This window comes from Vibrio sp. St2, from assembly GCF_947311885.1.
Taxonomy (GTDB): Bacteria; Pseudomonadota; Gammaproteobacteria; order Enterobacterales; family Vibrionaceae; genus Vibrio; species Vibrio coralliilyticus.
Genome location: NZ_CAMZNA010000013.1, coordinates 62,892 through 79,695 on the forward strand (window position 1 = coordinate 62,892; position 16,804 = coordinate 79,695).

Sequence of the window (16,804 nt, forward strand, 5' to 3'; positions counted from 1 at the left end):
GAGAGTAACGATGGCCGGCGCAAAAGAGATACGTAATAAAATCGGTAGTGTGAAAAGCACTCAGAAAATTACGAAAGCGATGGAAATGGTAGCAGCTTCAAAAATGCGTCGTTCTCAAGATGCAATGGAAGCTTCTCGTCCATACGCTGAAACAATGCGTAAAGTGATCGGTCACGTGGCAAACGCAAATCTAGAGTACCGTCATCCGTACCTAGAAGAGCGTGAAGCGAAGCGAGTTGGTTACATCATCGTTTCTACAGACCGCGGCTTGTGTGGTGGTTTGAACATTAACGTGTTCAAGAAAGCTGTTATAGACATGCAAGCTTGGAAAGAGAAAGGTGCTGAAGTGGAACTGGCGGTTGTCGGTTCAAAAGCTACAGCGTTTTTCAACAACAGTGGCGCTAAAGTCGCTGCGCAGGTTTCTGGTCTGGGCGATAGCCCAAGCTTAGAAGACCTAATCGGTTCTGTAAGCGTAATGCTGAAGAAATACGATGAAGGTGAACTGGACCGTCTGTATGTAGTGTTCAACAAATTTGTGAACACCATGGTTCAAGAACCAACGATCGATCAATTGCTACCTTTGCCTAAATCAGATAGCGAAGAAATGCAGCGTGAGCACTCATGGGACTACATCTATGAACCTGAGCCACAACCTCTGCTGGATGCACTATTAGTGCGTTACGTAGAGTCTCAGGTATACCAAGGTGTGGTTGAGAACCTTGCTTGTGAGCAAGCGGCTCGTATGATTGCGATGAAAGCTGCAACAGACAACGCCAGCAACCTGATTGAAGACTTAGAACTTGTGTACAACAAAGCCCGTCAGGCTGCGATTACACAAGAACTGTCTGAAATCGTTTCAGGTGCTGCAGCGGTTTAAGCTTAGGTAAAACGAAATAGTTTAGAGGATTAACGATGGCTACAGGTAAGATCGTACAGATCATCGGTGCGGTAGTCGACGTAGAGTTCCCACAGAGCGAAGTACCTAGTGTATATGACGCTCTAAACGTAACGGACTCAAAAGAGCGTCTAGTTCTTGAAGTTCAACAACAGCTAGGCGGTGGCGTAGTTCGTTGTATCGTAATGGGTAGCTCTGATGGTTTACGTCGTGGAGTTGAAGTGGTTAACACTGGCGCTCCAATTTCGGTACCAGTAGGTACTAAGACCCTAGGTCGTATCATGAACGTTCTAGGTGACGCGATTGACGAGTGTGGTGAGATCGGTGCAGAAGAGACTTACTCTATTCACCGTGAAGCACCAAGCTACGAAGAGCAATCAAACGAAACAGCTCTACTAGAAACTGGCGTGAAAGTAATCGACCTAGTTTGTCCATTCGCTAAGGGTGGTAAAATCGGTCTATTCGGTGGTGCAGGTGTAGGTAAGACCGTTAACATGATGGAACTTATCAACAACATCGCACTACAACACTCTGGTCTATCTGTATTTGCAGGTGTTGGTGAGCGTACTCGTGAAGGTAACGATTTCTACTTTGAAATGCAGGAAGCGGGCGTTGTAAACGTTGAGAAGCCTGAAGAATCAAAAGTAGCGATGGTTTACGGTCAGATGAACGAGCCACCAGGTAACCGTCTACGTGTTGCACTGACTGGTCTAACAATGGCTGAGCGTTTCCGTGACGAAGGTCGTGACGTTCTACTGTTCGTTGATAACATCTACCGTTACACACTAGCGGGTACAGAAGTATCAGCACTTCTAGGTCGTATGCCATCTGCGGTAGGTTACCAGCCTACTCTAGCAGAGGAAATGGGTGTACTTCAGGAGCGTATCACGTCAACTAAGCAAGGTTCTATCACGTCTGTACAGGCGGTATACGTACCTGCGGATGACTTGACTGACCCGTCTCCTGCAACAACGTTCGCGCACTTGGATGCAACGGTTGTACTTAACCGTAACATCGCTGCGATGGGTCTATACCCAGCGATCGACCCACTAGATTCAACGTCTCGTCAGCTTGACCCACTAGTTGTAGGTCAAGAGCATTACGACATCGCTCGTAACGTTCAGCAGACGCTTCAGCGCTATAAAGAGCTGAAAGACATCATCGCGATCCTAGGTATGGACGAGCTATCTGAAGAAGATAAGCAAGTTGTATCTCGTGCACGTAAGATTGAGCGTTTCCTAACTCAGCCTTACCACGTAGCGGAAGTATTCACTGGTGACCCAGGTATCTACGTACCTCTTAAAGAGACTCTACGTGGCTTCAAAGGTCTACTAGCTGGTGATTACGACGACATTCCAGAGCAAGCGTTCATGTACTGTGGTGCAATTGACGATGCTATCGAGAATGCGAAGAAGCTATAAGGCTAACTAGGAGGCGATATGGCACCAATAACCTTTCACCTAGACGTGGTAAGCGCTGAGAAGAAAATCTTCTCTGGTCGTGTTGAAACGTTTCAGGTGACCGGTAGCGAAGGTGAGCTGGGTATTTTCCACGGCCACACTCCGCTACTGACCGCTATCAAGCCTGGTATGGTGCGTATTGTGAAACAGCACGGCCACGAAGAAATCATTTATGTTTCTGGTGGTATGGTGGAAGTTCAGCCAGGTACAGCGACTGTACTGGCTGATACGGCTATCCGTGGTGAAGAACTAGACGCAGCGAAGGCAGAAGAAGCCAAGCGTCGCGCTGAGGAGAGTATCCAGAATCAGCACGGCGATATGGACTTCGCTCAAGCGGCCAGTGAGCTGGCGAAAGCCATTGCTCAGCTACGTGTTATCGAGCTGACAAAAAAACGCCGTTAATTTAATTTCGGTGTTTTAAAAATGATAAAGGCGGTCATATGACCGCCTTTTTGCTTAATTTTTAACAGAAATTTTTCCAGATCAATTAACTAATTCTTGATTAGTGTCTAGAATACCCCTCAGTTTTACAACAAGCACATATAGGTTACTGAATGAAATTTAGCGCGGTGATCCTCGCAGCGGGTAAAGGAACTCGCATGTACTCGAACAAGCCAAAAGTACTGCATACCTTGGCGGGTAAGCCCATGGCCAAACACGTGATTGATACCTGTTCTGGTTTAGGCGCGCAGAATATTCATTTGGTTTACGGCCACGGCGGTGATCAGATGCAGGCTGAGCTGGCAGAGGAGTCCGTGAACTGGGTTCTGCAAGCTGATCAGCTAGGGACAGGACACGCGGTGGATCAGGCTTCTCCTCAGTTTGAAGATGACGAGAAGATCCTTGTTCTTTATGGTGATGTACCGTTGATCTCAGAAGAGACAATCGAAAGCCTATTGGATGCACAGCCTACAGGTGGTATCGCGCTGCTGACGGTCGTACTGGATAACCCGATGGGATATGGACGTATCGTACGCAAGAATGGCCCTGTAGTAGCTATCGTCGAACAGAAAGACGCGACTGAAGAGCAGAAACTGATTAAAGAGATCAACACTGGTGTGATGGTCGCAACTGGCGGTGATCTTAAACGCTGGTTATCTGGTCTGAATAATAATAATGCTCAGGGCGAATATTACCTAACAGACGTGATTGCTGCGGCTCATGATGAAGGCCGTGCAGTGGAAGCCGTACATCCGGTAAACCCAATCGAAGTCGAAGGTGTGAATGACCGCGCACAGCTGGCTCGTCTTGAACGTGCATTCCAGTCTATGCAAGCTCAAAAATTGTTAGAGCAGGGCGTGATGTTACGCGATCCGGTGCGTTTTGATCTGCGTGGTGAGTTGCAGTGTGGTATGGATTGCGAAATTGATACTAACGTCATCATTGAAGGCAAAGTAACCTTGGGCGACAACGTTATCATTGGTACTGGAAGTGTACTGAAAGATTGTGAAATCGATGACAATAGTGTGATTCGTCCTTACAGTGTGATTGAAGGCGCGACGGTTGGAGAAGAGTGTACGGTTGGCCCGTTTACACGTTTACGTCCTGGTGCAGAGATGCGTAACGACTCTCATGTGGGCAACTTTGTTGAAGTGAAGAATGCACGCATTGGTGAGGGGTCTAAAGCTAATCATCTGACCTACTTGGGTGATGCGGAAATTGGTCAACGAACAAACATCGGTGCGGGCACAATCACCTGTAACTATGATGGTGCAAATAAGTTTAAGACTGTCATCGGCAACGATGTGTTTATTGGCTCTGACAGTCAGCTGGTGGCACCTGTCACTATCGCGGATGGTTCAACCGTTGGCGCTGGCACGACATTAACCAAAGACGTTGCTGAAGGTGAGTTAGTGATTACTCGCGCGAAAGAGCGAAAAATCACAGGCTGGCAGCGTCCAGTAAAACAAAAGTAAGCATCAATTACTAAAAAACGCCGCTGATTGCGGCGTTTTTTATAGCTAGTTACTTGGAATAGCAATACGTCGCTCTAGCCATCTTACGGCCTGCGATACCAACAGAATTAAAATCAGATACTCCAGTACCAGAAAGGTATAAATCTCAAGGGGTAAATACTCATTGACCACCAGCTCATTTGCCCGCCGCGTTAAATCACTCAGTCCAATCACGCTGACCAACGAGCTCATTTTCAAGATGTAGACGAACTGGTTACCTAGTGGTGGCAGGATTTGTCTAAATGCTTGTGGAAGGATGACCAAGCGCATTTTTTGCCAGTAATTCAGTCCGAGTGACTCTGCAGCCTCGTGCTGTCCCTTGGCAATGGATTGGATCCCGCCACGAAAAACTTCCGCCATGAAAGCACTTTCTGCAACCGTCAGGGCGATGACACCTGCCCAGAAATGATCAAGTGAGATGTCCAGCAGTGTCGGTAGGCCGTAATAGACCCACAACAGCAGGACAAGCACAGGAATTGAGCGGATGATCTCAACATAAACTCTATTAAGGCCATTGAGCCATCTTGAATTTGATAATGAAGGTAGGGCGACCAATAAACCTATCAGCATTGCCAAAGCCATGCTCAGAAGAGAAATCGTGATAGTGTCGTAGAATCCGGCACTCAGAAACTTCAGGTTTGTCTGGCCTTGTTCCGTTGAAGGATCGAGTACATACCAGCCCCATTGATAGTCACTACAGCCAGTGAGAAGGAGAATGGTTGCCAGCCAGAAATAACGATAGGTCACATTACATCCTGTATTGTCTAAAAAAACTGCTTTGTTGCTGCTATGTTAGCAGTGAACTATCACAGAGCGTAATAACTTTAAGGAAGATTAAATGAACAAGTTCATCCTAGCACTCGGACTGTGTATTTTATCAATCGGTCAGGCGGCGGCCGAGACAAGCCGACTCCATGAGATTCTAGATAGCGGGGTGCTACGAGTAGGGACGACCGGGGACTGGAATCCGATGACAATGAAAGATCCGGCTACCAATAGCTACCGAGGCTTTGATATTGATGTAACCACTGAGCTGGCCAAAGATTTAGGCGTCAACGTTGAATATATTGCAACGGACTGGAAAACGTTGGTGAATGGCATTACCGCCAATAAGTACGATATTACGGGAAGTGCCTCTCTGAATATGTCTCGCGCTAAGGTAGCAGGCTACAGCCAGCCGTATTTCTACTTGGCTTTCGTTCCTGTGGTACAGAAAAAAGATCTGCAAAAATTCTCAGACTGGAGCGATTTTGACAAGGCAGAGGTGAAGGTTGCGGCGACATTGGGTACGGTGCAAGAAAAGATGGTCAAAGAGTTCTTTCCTTCGGCAAAACACATTGTGATTGAAGCGCCAGCAAGAGATTTCCAAGAGTTACTAGCTCGCCGTGCAGATGTGTCCGTGACATCGAACGTCGAAGCGGCGACGTTAGTTGAGAAGTTTAAACAACTCGCTATTGTACCTGTAAAAGAGCCACGCAAACCTACTCCGATTGCGATGCTGCTACCGCAGGACGACCAAGTATGGATCAACTACATTAATCACTGGGTTGAACTGAAAAAGACCCAAGGCTTTTTCAAACAAACTGCTGAGAAGTGGGGATTGAAGAGCAAGTAATTGCTTTGTAGAAAAAGAGCCGCATAACGCGGCTCTTTTTAATTGGTTACTCGTCACTGACGACACGAGAATTATCTGGGGCGGTAAACTGTTCTGACAATTGACGGTTAGAAACAATGTAGCCAAGCCACAGACCGCTCATACAAATCACGATTGCAATGCCTGTGACTACTTGAGCTTGGCTCGCCATCGCCGCGACTAACGCACTGGCGAGACTGCTGACGCAGATCTGCAAGCTATTTTGCAGTCCTGCTGCAGTAGCTGGGCTTTGCTTAGCGCTGGCTAATGCACGGTTGACGACAATCGGGTAAAGCGCACCGTTAGCAACGGCAATTAAGCAGAAGGGTGCAAGAATCGGCCAGATAGACGTTAGTTGCCATTGTGAGGCGATAAACACGAGCAGTGAAGCGACACTGAATAAACCAATCAACTGACGCAGTACTTTTTCATCCCCGAATTTGGCTACCCCTTTTTTACCTAAGTAACCACCAGCCATAAAGGCGATCGTCTGAGGAATAAAGCTTAGACCGATATCTTTAGCTTCGTAACCAAGCTGAGCCATGATTTCCGGCATACCGGTCAGATACGCGAAGAATGCAGCTGATGCGGTTGCAAACATCATGACGTTGCCCAAATAAGTCTTTGAGCCGACTAGCGCTTTGATGTCTGAACTCATGCTAGTCTGTTTAGCTGGCTCCTTTTCATTGCTTTGTGCCATAGTCGTGGCTACCAGCAATAAACCCATTAGCGTCAGGGCAACAAAAATACTGTGCCAGCCGAAGTTATCTGCCAGTACAACACCCAACTGCGGTGCTAAAGCGGGAGATAGTGCCACTAGCGGCATAATAGTGGCGAAGATTTGTTGGCTGCTGCTGGAGTAACGTTTGATGACCATGGCTTGCCAGATCACTGCAGGTGCGCAGACGCCGATGGCCTGAATGAAGCGAAGTGTCAGTAATTGCCAGACTTGATCGCTAAAAGCAAGACCAAAAGAGGCCACGGTAAACAAACCTAAACCTGCGGCTAGCGTATTTCGATGGCCAAATCTGTCCGATGCCAGCCCCCATAAAAGTTGGCCAATCGCCATACCGACCAGAAATACAGTCAAGGATAACGCAATTTGTTCTGGGCCAGTAGCAAAATCACCTTCCATTGCTTTGAAGGCAGGTAAGTACATATCTGTGGCAATAAAACCTAGCATTGATAACGAGGCTAAATAGAAAAGTTGTAATTTAGAGATTTTCATCATCTTTCCATTCAAAAAAATTCACGGATTGTTATAAGTTGGCGCCAACCTTTTTATTAACTTTGCTATTCTATTTTTCGTGATAGTGAAATTGAAACGCTAAAATTTGCAGTTATTCATCAAAAAATTTGAAAGGTGGCTATGAGTGTATTTTCTCAAACTTCGTTAGAGCTGGTGGATACAGTGGCTCGTCTTGGCAGCTTTACAGCGGCAGCGGAGGTTTTGCATAAAGTGCCATCTGCCATTAGCTACAGCATTCGCCAAATGGAGCAGGAATTGGATGTGGTGCTGTTTCGTCGCTTACCAAGAAAGGTAGAGCTAACGCCCGCTGGGGAAGTGTTTCTTGAACAGGCTAGGGCAATGCTTCGACAGATGGAAGAAGTGAAAGCGCAAACCAAGCGTGCAGCGCACGGTTGGCAAAAAACACTCAAACTGACGTTAGATAATGTCGTTAAATTGGAACGCCTCAAGCCATTGATAGAGGATTTCTATCAAACCTTTCCTTATGCTGAGCTGCAGATCAATATGGAAGTGTTCAACGGTTCTTGGGAAGCCATCTCTCAGGGCAGAGCTGATGTTGTCATTGGTGCGACGTCGGCGATTCCCGTTGGTGGAGATTTTGAAGTTCGGGATATGGGAATCTTAGATTGGGCATTTGTCGCTTCACCCAGCCATGCTTGTGTACGCCAGCAAAATCTGACTGAGGAGTTTGTCAGTCAATTTCCAGCGATATGCCTTGATGATACCTCCAATGTACTGCCTAAACGTCACACTGGTCATTACCCCCATCAACGCCGTTTGCTACTGCCTAACTGGTACAGTGCCATCGAGTGCTTAAAAAATGGGGTCGGCGTGGGTTATATGCCGCGTCATATCGCGATGCCATTGATCCATGAAGGTCAGTTGGTTGAGAAGTTATTGCCAGATGACAAGCCGATCAGCCGCTGTTGCCTAGTTTGGCGCAAAGATGACAATCACAAATTGATTCAGTGGATGGTGGATTATTTAGGTAGTGGAGATAAGTTACACAACGACTGGCTGCGTTATGCATCAAATTGAACCAGATTCAAATTGTTAATGTTAGCAGATTGTTATTTACAAGCGGCTTGATACTATCCAATACATGATTCTGTAAATTGTTGAGGTACTGCAGTTTGAGGATAGTTGACAAAAAATGGCAGGTGCTGCCTATTTTGACCTTGTCGGTTTCTATGCTGGTTGGGTTGTATGGCTTTTACATCACGTTGGAACGTCTAGTCGTAGAGCGCGAACGTTCTCACCTCATTTCGCTGATGTCGGATGTCATTTATGTCATTCGTGAAGACAGCGCTAAGTTCACTCCTGAGCTAGATGTCGATGATTACATTGGCGATCTGACCCAAGCTAATACTCAAATGCGTATTCAGGTGATTGATCCTACTGGTGTTGTGATAGCTGATACTGACTTATCCGATCACGCGTTAGCGCGAGTAGAGAATCATGCTAACCGTCCTGACTTCCAGCAAGCGCTGGAAACAGGTGAAGGCAGTGATGTTCGCTTCAGTACAGTGACATCAACGGATCGCATCTACTACTCGAAAAAAGAAAGCATCAATGGCAATGACTTTGTGATTGTTTTGTCTTCGCCTATGTACCACCTAAAGCAGATGACTTTTGAACTGATGACCATTCTGACGATTATGGTCATACTCAGTATCGGCTTTTTGGTCGGTACCTCTTATCTCAGCAATAGACGAATTAACCTACGGGTTGAAGAAGAACAAACCAAGCAAGATGAGCGAATTCGCCAGCGTACCAATGAGATTGAATTGATGCATCGGCTCGCCAATATGCTTGCCGCCTGCAACAACATGGTTGAAGCGCAGAAAATAGTCTCCGATGTCCTACCGAGAATTCTTGGCAATGTGAATGGTAGCGTGTCGCTGATGCGTGCGTCGCGTAATCAGCTTGTGACTCAGCTAGACTGGGGGGAAGAGTGGCCAGGCAGCCGAAGCTTTGCTCCTGATGAGTGCTGGTCATTACGCAAAGGGCGGGTGTATCAATCTAATGATGAATTCCACACTTTATCTTGTGAACATATGGAAAACGTGGGAGACAATCAAACCCTGTGTATCCCACTTACGGCACACGGAAATACCATAGGTATCATGCATCTCTATTTTGGTTCGAGTGAGGTTGAGATCGATGAGATTACTGAACAGCTGGCATTCAGCGTGGCTGAACATTTAGGCTTAGCCTTGGCGAATTTAAGTCTCCAAGAGAAATTGCGCTCTCAGGCACTGAGCGATCCTTTAACGGGTCTGTTTAATCGTCGATTCTTCGAGCAAAAACTGACTGAGCATGCGATGAACTCGGCAACGTCAGAGCAGCCGCTGTCATTGCTGATGCTTGATTTAGACCACTTTAAACGCTTTAACGATAACTTTGGCCATGATGCTGGAGACTTTGTTCTCAAGGAAATCAGTGCCTTGCTGAAGCGTAGTGTCGGGGATGATGAGATTGCCTGTCGTTTAGGCGGTGAAGAGCTGGCGGTGTTGCTTCCGCAATCTAATATGAAGCAGGCGACTGAGTTTGCCAATACCCTTTGTGAAGCTGTGCGCTCACTGCACCTGGAACATAAAGGTTTATCTTTGGGCCAGCTTGGTGTGTCGATTGGTGTCTCAACGTATCCAAAACCGTCCTCAGATATGGAGTCTCTAGTCAAGATGGCTGATCAGGCTCTGTATATGGCGAAAGATTTAGGCCGAAGCCGAGTCGTAAACTATGACGAATACCGGACACATAAGAAGCCCGGTCTAGAAGTCGTGGAGCTGGAAGAAAGTCCAGCTTAGAATTTAGGTAAATAAATTCAGGTGAAAAAAGGCCAGCATTTGCTGGCCTTTGTTATGTTAAGCAACACGCCTAAGGGCGTTCAAACACAGTCGCAATGCCCTGACCCAGACCGATACACATGGTAGCTAAACCATACTTGGCGTCTTTAGACTCCATCAAGTTGATCAGTGTGGTTGAGATGCGTGAGCCAGAACAACCTAATGGGTGACCTAGTGCAATGGCACCACCGTTAAGGTTGACCTTCTCATCCATCACATCTAGCAGACCCAAGTCTTTTGCACATGGTAGTGACTGTGCTGCGAAGGCTTCGTTAAGCTCAACCACATCCATATCTTCAATTGACAGGCCAGCACGCTTTAGTGCTTTTTGCGTCGCAGGTACTGGGCCATAGCCCATGATAGAAGGATCGCAGCCCGCAATCGCCATCCCTTTGATACGAGCTCGAATCGTAAGTCCGAGCTCATTGGCTTTGTCTTCACTCATGATCAGCATTGCAGACGCGCCGTCTGAAAGCGCGGATGATGTACCTGCTGTGACTGTACCATTCGCAGGGTCAAATACCGGACGAAGCTGAGAAAGCCCTTCTACTGATGTTTCTGGACGAATCACTTCATCGTGGTCTAGTGTGAACAAGGTTCCGTCTGCTGCGTGACCTTCAGTTGGCAGAATTTCACTTTTAAAGCGACCTTCAACTGTAGCGGCGTGAGCGCGAGCATGAGAGCGTGCCGCAAACTCGTCTTGCTGTTCACGGCTGATGCCGTGCAGCTTACCCAGCATTTCGGCTGTCAGACCCATCATGCCTGCTGCTTTCGCGACGTTTTTAGACATACCGGGGTGGAAATCAACACCGTGATTCATCGGCACGTGGCCCATGTGCTCAACACCACCAATCAGGCAGATTTCTGCATCACCTGTCATGATAGCGCGAGTCCCGTCATGCAATGCTTGCATGGAAGAACCACATAAGCGGTTGACTGTAACAGCACCGATCTCAATCGGTAGTCCCGCCAGCAAGGCGGCATTACGGGCGACGTTAAAGCCTTGTTCTAGAGTCTGCTGAACACAGCCCCAGTAGATGTCTTCAATTTCGCTCGGATTAACTTGAGGGTTACGAGCCAGAATCCCTTTCATCAGATGGGCTGATAAATCTTCAGCACGTGTGTGTCGGAAAGCGCCACCTTTAGAGCGCCCCATTGGTGTACGCAGACAATCTACGACAACGACGTTTCTTGTTTGTAAAGCCATTTGGGAATCTCCTTAGATAGAACCGTGTTGCTGAGTGCCATAGAAGGTTTCGCCTTTGGCAGCCATATCAATCAGCATTTGTGGAACCTGATACATAGCACCAAGACCTTGGTGCTGCTCTGCCATCGCAACAAACTCAGCGATGCCCACACTATCTAGGTAGCGGAACACACCGCCGCGGAATGGAGGGAAGCCCAGACCGTATACCAATGCCATGTCAGCTTCCTGTGGAGAAGCAATAATGCCTTCCTGCAAACACAGCACGACTTCGTTGATCATTGGAATCATCATGCGTTGAATGATGGTCTGATCGTCGAACTCTTGAGCTTGGCTGCATACGTCAGACAAAATCGGTAAAATCTCGTCGCTAAAGGCTTTTTTCGGTTTACCGCGCTTATCTACGCTGTAGCTGTAGAAACCGCTGCCATTCTTCTGGCCGTATTTGTTGGCGTCGAACAGAGCATCAATCGCATCGCGAGATGACTTACCCATGCGCTCAGGGAAACCTTGCGCCATGACTTCCTGTGCGTGGTGTGCGGTATCAATACCCACCACGTCCAGTAGGTAAGCAGGGCCCATCGGCCAGCCAAACTGGCGCTCCATGATTTTGTCGACTTTAGTAAAGTCCGCGCCATCACGAAGTAGCATGCTGAAACCGCCAAAGTACGGGAAGAGTACGCGGTTAACGAAGAAGCCTGGGCAGTCATTGACCACGATTGGCGATTTACCCATCTTAGCGGCGTAAGCAACAACGCGATTGATGGTTTCATCAGAGGTGTGCTCACCTCGGATGATCTCAACGAGAGGCATACGATGTACAGGATTGAAGAAGTGCATACCACAGAAATTTTCTGGGCGCTGCAGCGACTTAGCCAATAAGTTAATTGGGATCGTTGAAGTATTGGAAGTGATAACAGTATCTTCGCTGACTTGTTGCTCTACTTCACTCAATACTGCGGCTTTTACTTTCGGGTTTTCTACCACGGCTTCAACAATCACATCCGAATTTTCAATCCCCGCGTAATGCAGGCTAGGAGTAATTGATGCCAGAATGCCCGCCATCTTAAATCCATCAATACGGCCGCGTGACAAGCGCTTATTAAGCAGCTTAGACGCCTCTGTCATACCGAGGTCTAAAGATGCCTGAGCAATGTCCTTCATCATGACCGGCACACCTTTCAGAGCAGACTGGTAAGCAATACCGCCACCCATAATACCCGCGCCGAGCACGGCTGCGCGTTCAGTTTGTTTGTTGGCGTGTTTTGCCGCTTTCTTGGCAATACCCTTGATGTACTGATCGTTAAGGAAAAGGCCAACCAGCGCTTTCGCTTCTTCGGACTTAGCCAGTTTGATGAAGTACTTACGTTCAATATCTAGGGCTTCGTTACGTGCAAAACGTGAACCTTCTTCAATGGCGATGACCGCTTTCATTGGCGCAGGGTAATGTGGGCCTGCTTTTTGTGCCACTAGGCCTTTCGCCATCGTGAAGCTCATCATTGCTTCTAACTTACTCAGTGTAAGTGCAGAGGTTTTTTGTTTACGGCGCTGCTGCCAATCAAGCTTCTCATTAATCGCTTGTGTAAGTGTTGCTAGCGCGGATTCATACAGTGACTCACTGTCGACAACTGCATCTAGTAGACCAATTTTTAGCGCTTCGTCTGCGCGGCAAGCTTTACCTTGTGTAATGATTTCCATTGCACTGTCAGCACCAATGACGCGAGGTAGGCGTACACAGCCGCCAAAGCCAGGCATGATACCGAGTTTAGTTTCTGGTAGGCCAATGCTGGTGGTTTTGTCACCAATGCGCATGTCAGTAGCAAGTACACACTCACATCCGCCGCCAAGAGTATGACCTTTCAGCACAGAAATGGTTGGTACAGGCAAATCTTCAAGCTTATTGAAGATGCTGTTAGCAAATTGCAGCCACTTATCGAGTTCGGCTTCTTCTTTGGCAAATAGGCCTAAGAATTCGGTGATGTCTGCGCCGACAATGAAAGCATCTTTATCTGAAGTCAGTAACAGACCTTTTAGACCCTGATGTGCATTCAGTGCATCGAGAGCTTTATCGAGTGATTCCAGTGTGGCTAGGTCGAGCTTGTTGACAGAATTTGGTGAGCAGAAACTTAGCTCAGCGATACCGTCGTGTAATTCCTTTACCTGTAGGGTTTCGGCTTGGTAAATCATTATCTATCTCCATGACATACAATCTTGGGATTGCGCGTATACCGGCCTCAAGCGCACGGCTTGCGGGCCAGCATATAGAAATGTCGCTTTATTTTTATTCTGGTTAGACCAGTTATTTTAGTGTGGACTCAGCCAGAATTAAATTCAATACATTTTTTAAACAAGTGTTTAACATTGTGCGCTGTGGCCGATCTTTTAAGGGCTCTTATTAGGCGAGCATGATAAACTGACATGATAGTAAAAAGTGACCCTATAATATGAACGACCAGCCCTATCTTATCCCTGCTCAACTTGCTCTATTTGAAGAAGAAATTAAGAAAAGTGTATTTATTACTCAGCTAGCGCATACCCCTTCGATAGAGGCCGCCAAGGCGTTTGTCGAGCAGGTAAAAGCTCAGCATTCAGATGCGAGGCATAACTGCTGGGGATTTGTAGCAGGCCGGCCAGAAGACTCTATGCAATGGGGATTCAGTGACGATGGCGAACCTTCAGGGACGGCAGGTAAACCTATCTTAGCTCAACTGTCTGGTTCTGGAGTGGGCGAGATTACTGCAGTGGTGACCCGATACTCAGGCGGAATCAAACTTGGTACGGGTGGCTTAGTAAAAGCGTATGGCGGCGGTGTCCAGCAGGCGCTCAAGTCGCTTCAAACAATTGAGAAAAAAATAACCACAAAGCTATTACTGGAGTTAGACTATGGCTTTATTGCTATTGTTCAGGCCTTACTGCCGCAATTTAGCGCGCAAGAAGTGGAGACTGACTATAGTGAACAAGTAAAGATGGTCGTGGAAATCGAGCTTCGCTATGTGAGTGACTTTACCCAAACCATAATCAATAAAAGTGGTGCCAAAGCCTTGGTGACCCCTTTAGACGGAAAATAAAGATAATCAGGAAGTCGGAAGCTCAGCTTCAGTAATCATCAATTCATGCAGTTTCGTTCAATTATTCGGATTGTCGGGCTATTGCTCGCCCTTTTTAGTGTCTCAATGCTAGCTCCAGCGCTGGTCGCGTTAATATATCGTGACGGTGCGGGTGTGCCATTTGTCACGACTTTCTTTGTCCTGTTTATCTGTGGTGCCATTTGCTGGTGGCCCAATCGTCGCCACAAGCATGAACTTAAAGCACGCGATGGTTTTCTGATCGTAGTTCTGTTCTGGACGGTTATTGGCAGCGCCGGATCGATCCCATTTTTACTATCTGATAACCCGAATGTGTCGGTGACCGATGCCTTTTTTGAATCGTTCTCCGCTCTAACGACGACGGGAGCTACCGTCATTGTCGGCCTTGATGAGTTGCCTAAAGCCTTGCTCTTCTATCGGCAGTTTCTTCAATGGTTCGGCGGGATGGGAATCATCGTACTTGCTGTGGCAATTCTGCCCGTACTAGGCATTGGTGGTATGCAGCTTTATCGCGCTGAGATTCCTGGGCCAGTTAAAGACAGTAAAATGACGCCTCGAATTGCTGAAACCGCGAAAGCGCTGTGGTACATCTATCTGAGCTTAACGATCGCTTGTGCCTTGGCATTCTGGTTGGCGGGTATGACGCCGTTTGACGCCATTGGCCATAGCTTTTCGACCATCGCGATTGGTGGCTTCTCAACCCATGACGCTAGTATGGGCTACTTTGATAGCTACGCGATTAACATGATTACCGTGGTGTTCTTGTTAATCTCGGCATGTAACTATTCTTTGCACTTTGCCGCGTTTGCATCCGGTGGTGTCCATCCTAAATACTACTGGAAGGACCCTGAGTTTCGCGCTTTCATCTTTATACAAGCACTACTCTTTATCGTGTGCTTCCTTATCTTGCTGAATCACCATTCCTACGATTCCGTCTATGATGCGTTCGATCAGGCGCTGTTCCAGACAGTGTCTATCTCAACCACAGCCGGTTTTACGACAACTGGCTTTTCAGAATGGCCTCTGTTTCTACCCGTATTGTTACTGTTTTCTTCCTTTATAGGAGGTTGTGCGGGTTCAACGGGTGGCGGTATGAAAGTCATACGTATCTTGTTGCTTACCCTGCAAGGGGCGCGTGAGTTAAAGCGTTTGGTACACCCGAGAGCCGTCTATACCATCAAAGTTGGAGGGACCGCCCTGTCTCAACGTGTGGTCGATGCGGTATGGGGTTTCTTCTCCGCCTACGCGCTGGTCTTTGTAGTATGTATGCTGGGTTTGATTGCAACAGGCATGGATGAGCTAAGCGCTTTCTCTGCTGTGGCAGCAACACTCAACAACCTTGGTCCAGGTTTAGGAGAGGTGGCGTTGCATTTCGGCGATGTGAATGACAAGGCCAAATGGGTACTCATTGTCTCTATGCTATTTGGGCGCCTTGAGATCTTCACTTTATTGATTCTACTAACTCCGACTTTTTGGCGCAGCTAAGGAGCTTTCGTGACTAAAGCACTATTTCTCTATTCTTCTCGTGAAGGCCAGACAAAAAAGATTCTTCGGTATATTGAGCAAGAGCTTTCACACCTGACTGTGGAAACACTCGATTTGCATAGCGCAGAGCACATCGACTTCGAGCAATACGATAAAGTGTTGATCGGTGCTTCAATACGGTACGGGCACTTAAACAAGCGCTTATATCAATTTATTGAGCGACACAAAGAGAAACTGCAGTCCGGTAAGGTCGGTTTTTTCTGCGTGAATTTAACCGCCAGAAAAGAAGACCAAGGTAAGGATACGCCGGAAGGCAGTGCTTACATTCGCAAGTTCTTAGTCAAATCGCCTTGGAAGCCGGAACTGATAGGTGTGTTTGCTGGTGCGCTTTATTACCCTCGCTATAACTGGTTCGATAAAATGATGATTAAATTCATTATGAGTATGACTGGCGGTGAGACCGACACCAGTAAAGAAGTTGAATATACCAACTGGAAAAAAGTCGCCTTATTTGCCCAAAAGTTTAGCAATTTGTGAAAATAAGGTTGGGATTTGGCCGTTTGGGCTTAAAGATTAACCGAAAGGCAAAAAAACGTAAAAAAATGCATAAAAGGGGTTGCCAAGATTATTTCGATCTCTATAATGCCCCCTCGCTGACACGGGAACGCTTCGAAGCTTATGTTTCGAAACAATAAAACTCAGTTAGCAAGGTCGATTAGCCAAGTGGAAACACTTGAAAATAAGTTTGAAAAAAGTGGTTGACACTAAACTTTATCTCGCTAAAATGGCCGTCCGTTTTGAGTAAGGCTTAAAACGAAAGCTCTTTAACAATATAAACCTATCAATCTGTGTGGGCACTCGTTGATGATAATCCAATTAGAAGCTTCGGCTTCAAATTAGGTTTCAATGAAACGAAGTGACCATTGAATCTTCGGATTCAGCACAGTCAATTCAAACATTACTTATGTAATGTTCAGTATTCATTGAG

Annotated in this window: 14 protein-coding genes; 10 read left to right on the forward strand and 4 right to left on the reverse strand. The window is 47.0% G+C overall.

Annotated elements, in window-relative coordinates:
* Positions 1–10 precede the first annotated feature (10 nt).
* The 4 genes from atpG to glmU all read left to right on the forward strand — a co-directional run bounded on the left by atpG (position 11) and on the right by glmU (position 4,271).
* Positions 11–877, forward strand: coding sequence for a F0F1 ATP synthase subunit gamma (gene atpG, locus QMA41_RS22885; RefSeq protein ID WP_006957444.1), 867 nt, complete (start codon positions 11–13; stop codon positions 875–877).
* Between the two features lie 35 nt (positions 878–912).
* Positions 913–2,316, forward strand: coding sequence for a F0F1 ATP synthase subunit beta (gene atpD / locus QMA41_RS22890; protein WP_006957443.1), 1,404 nt, complete (start codon positions 913–915; stop codon positions 2,314–2,316).
* An 18-nt stretch (positions 2,317–2,334) separates the two neighbouring features.
* The gene (locus QMA41_RS22895; RefSeq protein WP_006957442.1) at positions 2,335–2,757 is read left to right on the forward strand and encodes a F0F1 ATP synthase subunit epsilon; all 423 of its coding nucleotides are present in this window, start codon (positions 2,335–2,337) and stop codon (positions 2,755–2,757) included.
* Between the two features lie 152 nt (positions 2,758–2,909).
* Positions 2,910–4,271 carry a bifunctional UDP-N-acetylglucosamine diphosphorylase/glucosamine-1-phosphate N-acetyltransferase GlmU gene (gene glmU / locus QMA41_RS22900; protein WP_281630689.1) on the forward strand — a complete coding sequence of 454 codons (1,362 nt, stop codon included), beginning with the start codon at positions 2,910–2,912 and terminating at the stop codon, positions 4,269–4,271.
* A 45-nt stretch (positions 4,272–4,316) separates the two neighbouring features.
* On the opposite strand, the gene QMA41_RS22905 is transcribed toward glmU, so the two are convergent.
* Complete coding sequence (locus QMA41_RS22905; protein WP_171750514.1) at positions 4,317–5,057, reverse strand: amino acid ABC transporter permease; 741 nt, start codon at positions 5,055–5,057, stop codon at positions 4,317–4,319.
* A 91-nt stretch (positions 5,058–5,148) separates the two neighbouring features.
* On the opposite strand from QMA41_RS22905, the gene QMA41_RS22910 reads away from it, so the two are divergent.
* Entirely contained in the window at positions 5,149–5,925 is a 777-nt protein-coding gene (locus tag QMA41_RS22910) for a transporter substrate-binding domain-containing protein (protein ID WP_281630690.1), read from the forward strand.
* A gap of 46 nt (positions 5,926–5,971) precedes the next feature.
* Here QMA41_RS22910 and punC read toward each other — a convergent pair whose 3' ends face one another.
* Positions 5,972–7,171 (reverse strand): purine nucleoside transporter PunC, encoded by a 1,200-nt coding sequence (punC, locus tag QMA41_RS22915; RefSeq protein WP_065740951.1) that lies wholly within the window; start codon positions 7,169–7,171, stop codon positions 5,972–5,974.
* Between the two features lie 141 nt (positions 7,172–7,312).
* Between punC and punR the strand changes: the two genes are divergently transcribed.
* A complete protein-coding gene (gene punR, locus QMA41_RS22920; protein WP_064488926.1) occupies positions 7,313–8,230 on the forward strand; it encodes a DNA-binding transcriptional activator PunR in 918 nt (305 codons plus the stop codon).
* Between the two features lie 152 nt (positions 8,231–8,382).
* Positions 8,383–10,002, forward strand: coding sequence for a diguanylate cyclase (locus QMA41_RS22925; protein ID WP_281630693.1), 1,620 nt, complete (start codon positions 8,383–8,385; stop codon positions 10,000–10,002).
* Positions 10,003–10,072: 70 nt separating this feature from the next.
* On the opposite strand, the gene fadA is transcribed toward QMA41_RS22925, so the two are convergent.
* Both fadA and fadB read right to left on the reverse strand, forming a co-directional pair.
* Complete coding sequence (gene fadA, locus QMA41_RS22930) at positions 10,073–11,248, reverse strand: acetyl-CoA C-acyltransferase FadA (protein ID WP_006957435.1); 1,176 nt, start codon at positions 11,246–11,248, stop codon at positions 10,073–10,075.
* Positions 11,249–11,260: 12 nt separating this feature from the next.
* On the reverse strand, positions 11,261–13,432 hold the full coding sequence (gene fadB, locus QMA41_RS22935) for a fatty acid oxidation complex subunit alpha FadB (protein ID WP_281630691.1): 2,172 nt from the start codon (positions 13,430–13,432) through the stop codon (positions 11,261–11,263).
* A gap of 257 nt (positions 13,433–13,689) precedes the next feature.
* Here fadB and QMA41_RS22940 point away from each other — a divergent pair, with 257 nt between their 5' ends.
* The 3 genes from QMA41_RS22940 to hemG are packed head-to-tail and all read left to right on the forward strand — an operon-like array spanning position 13,690 to position 16,353.
* A complete protein-coding gene (locus tag QMA41_RS22940) occupies positions 13,690–14,313 on the forward strand; it encodes a YigZ family protein (protein ID WP_281630692.1) in 624 nt (207 codons plus the stop codon).
* A 45-nt stretch (positions 14,314–14,358) separates the two neighbouring features.
* Positions 14,359–15,816 carry a TrkH family potassium uptake protein gene (locus QMA41_RS22945; RefSeq protein ID WP_038514275.1) on the forward strand — a complete coding sequence of 486 codons (1,458 nt, stop codon included), beginning with the start codon at positions 14,359–14,361 and terminating at the stop codon, positions 15,814–15,816.
* Between the two features lie 9 nt (positions 15,817–15,825).
* Complete coding sequence (gene hemG / locus QMA41_RS22950; RefSeq protein ID WP_021458010.1) at positions 15,826–16,353, forward strand: menaquinone-dependent protoporphyrinogen IX dehydrogenase; 528 nt, start codon at positions 15,826–15,828, stop codon at positions 16,351–16,353.
* The last annotated feature ends 451 nt before the right edge of the window (positions 16,354–16,804 follow it).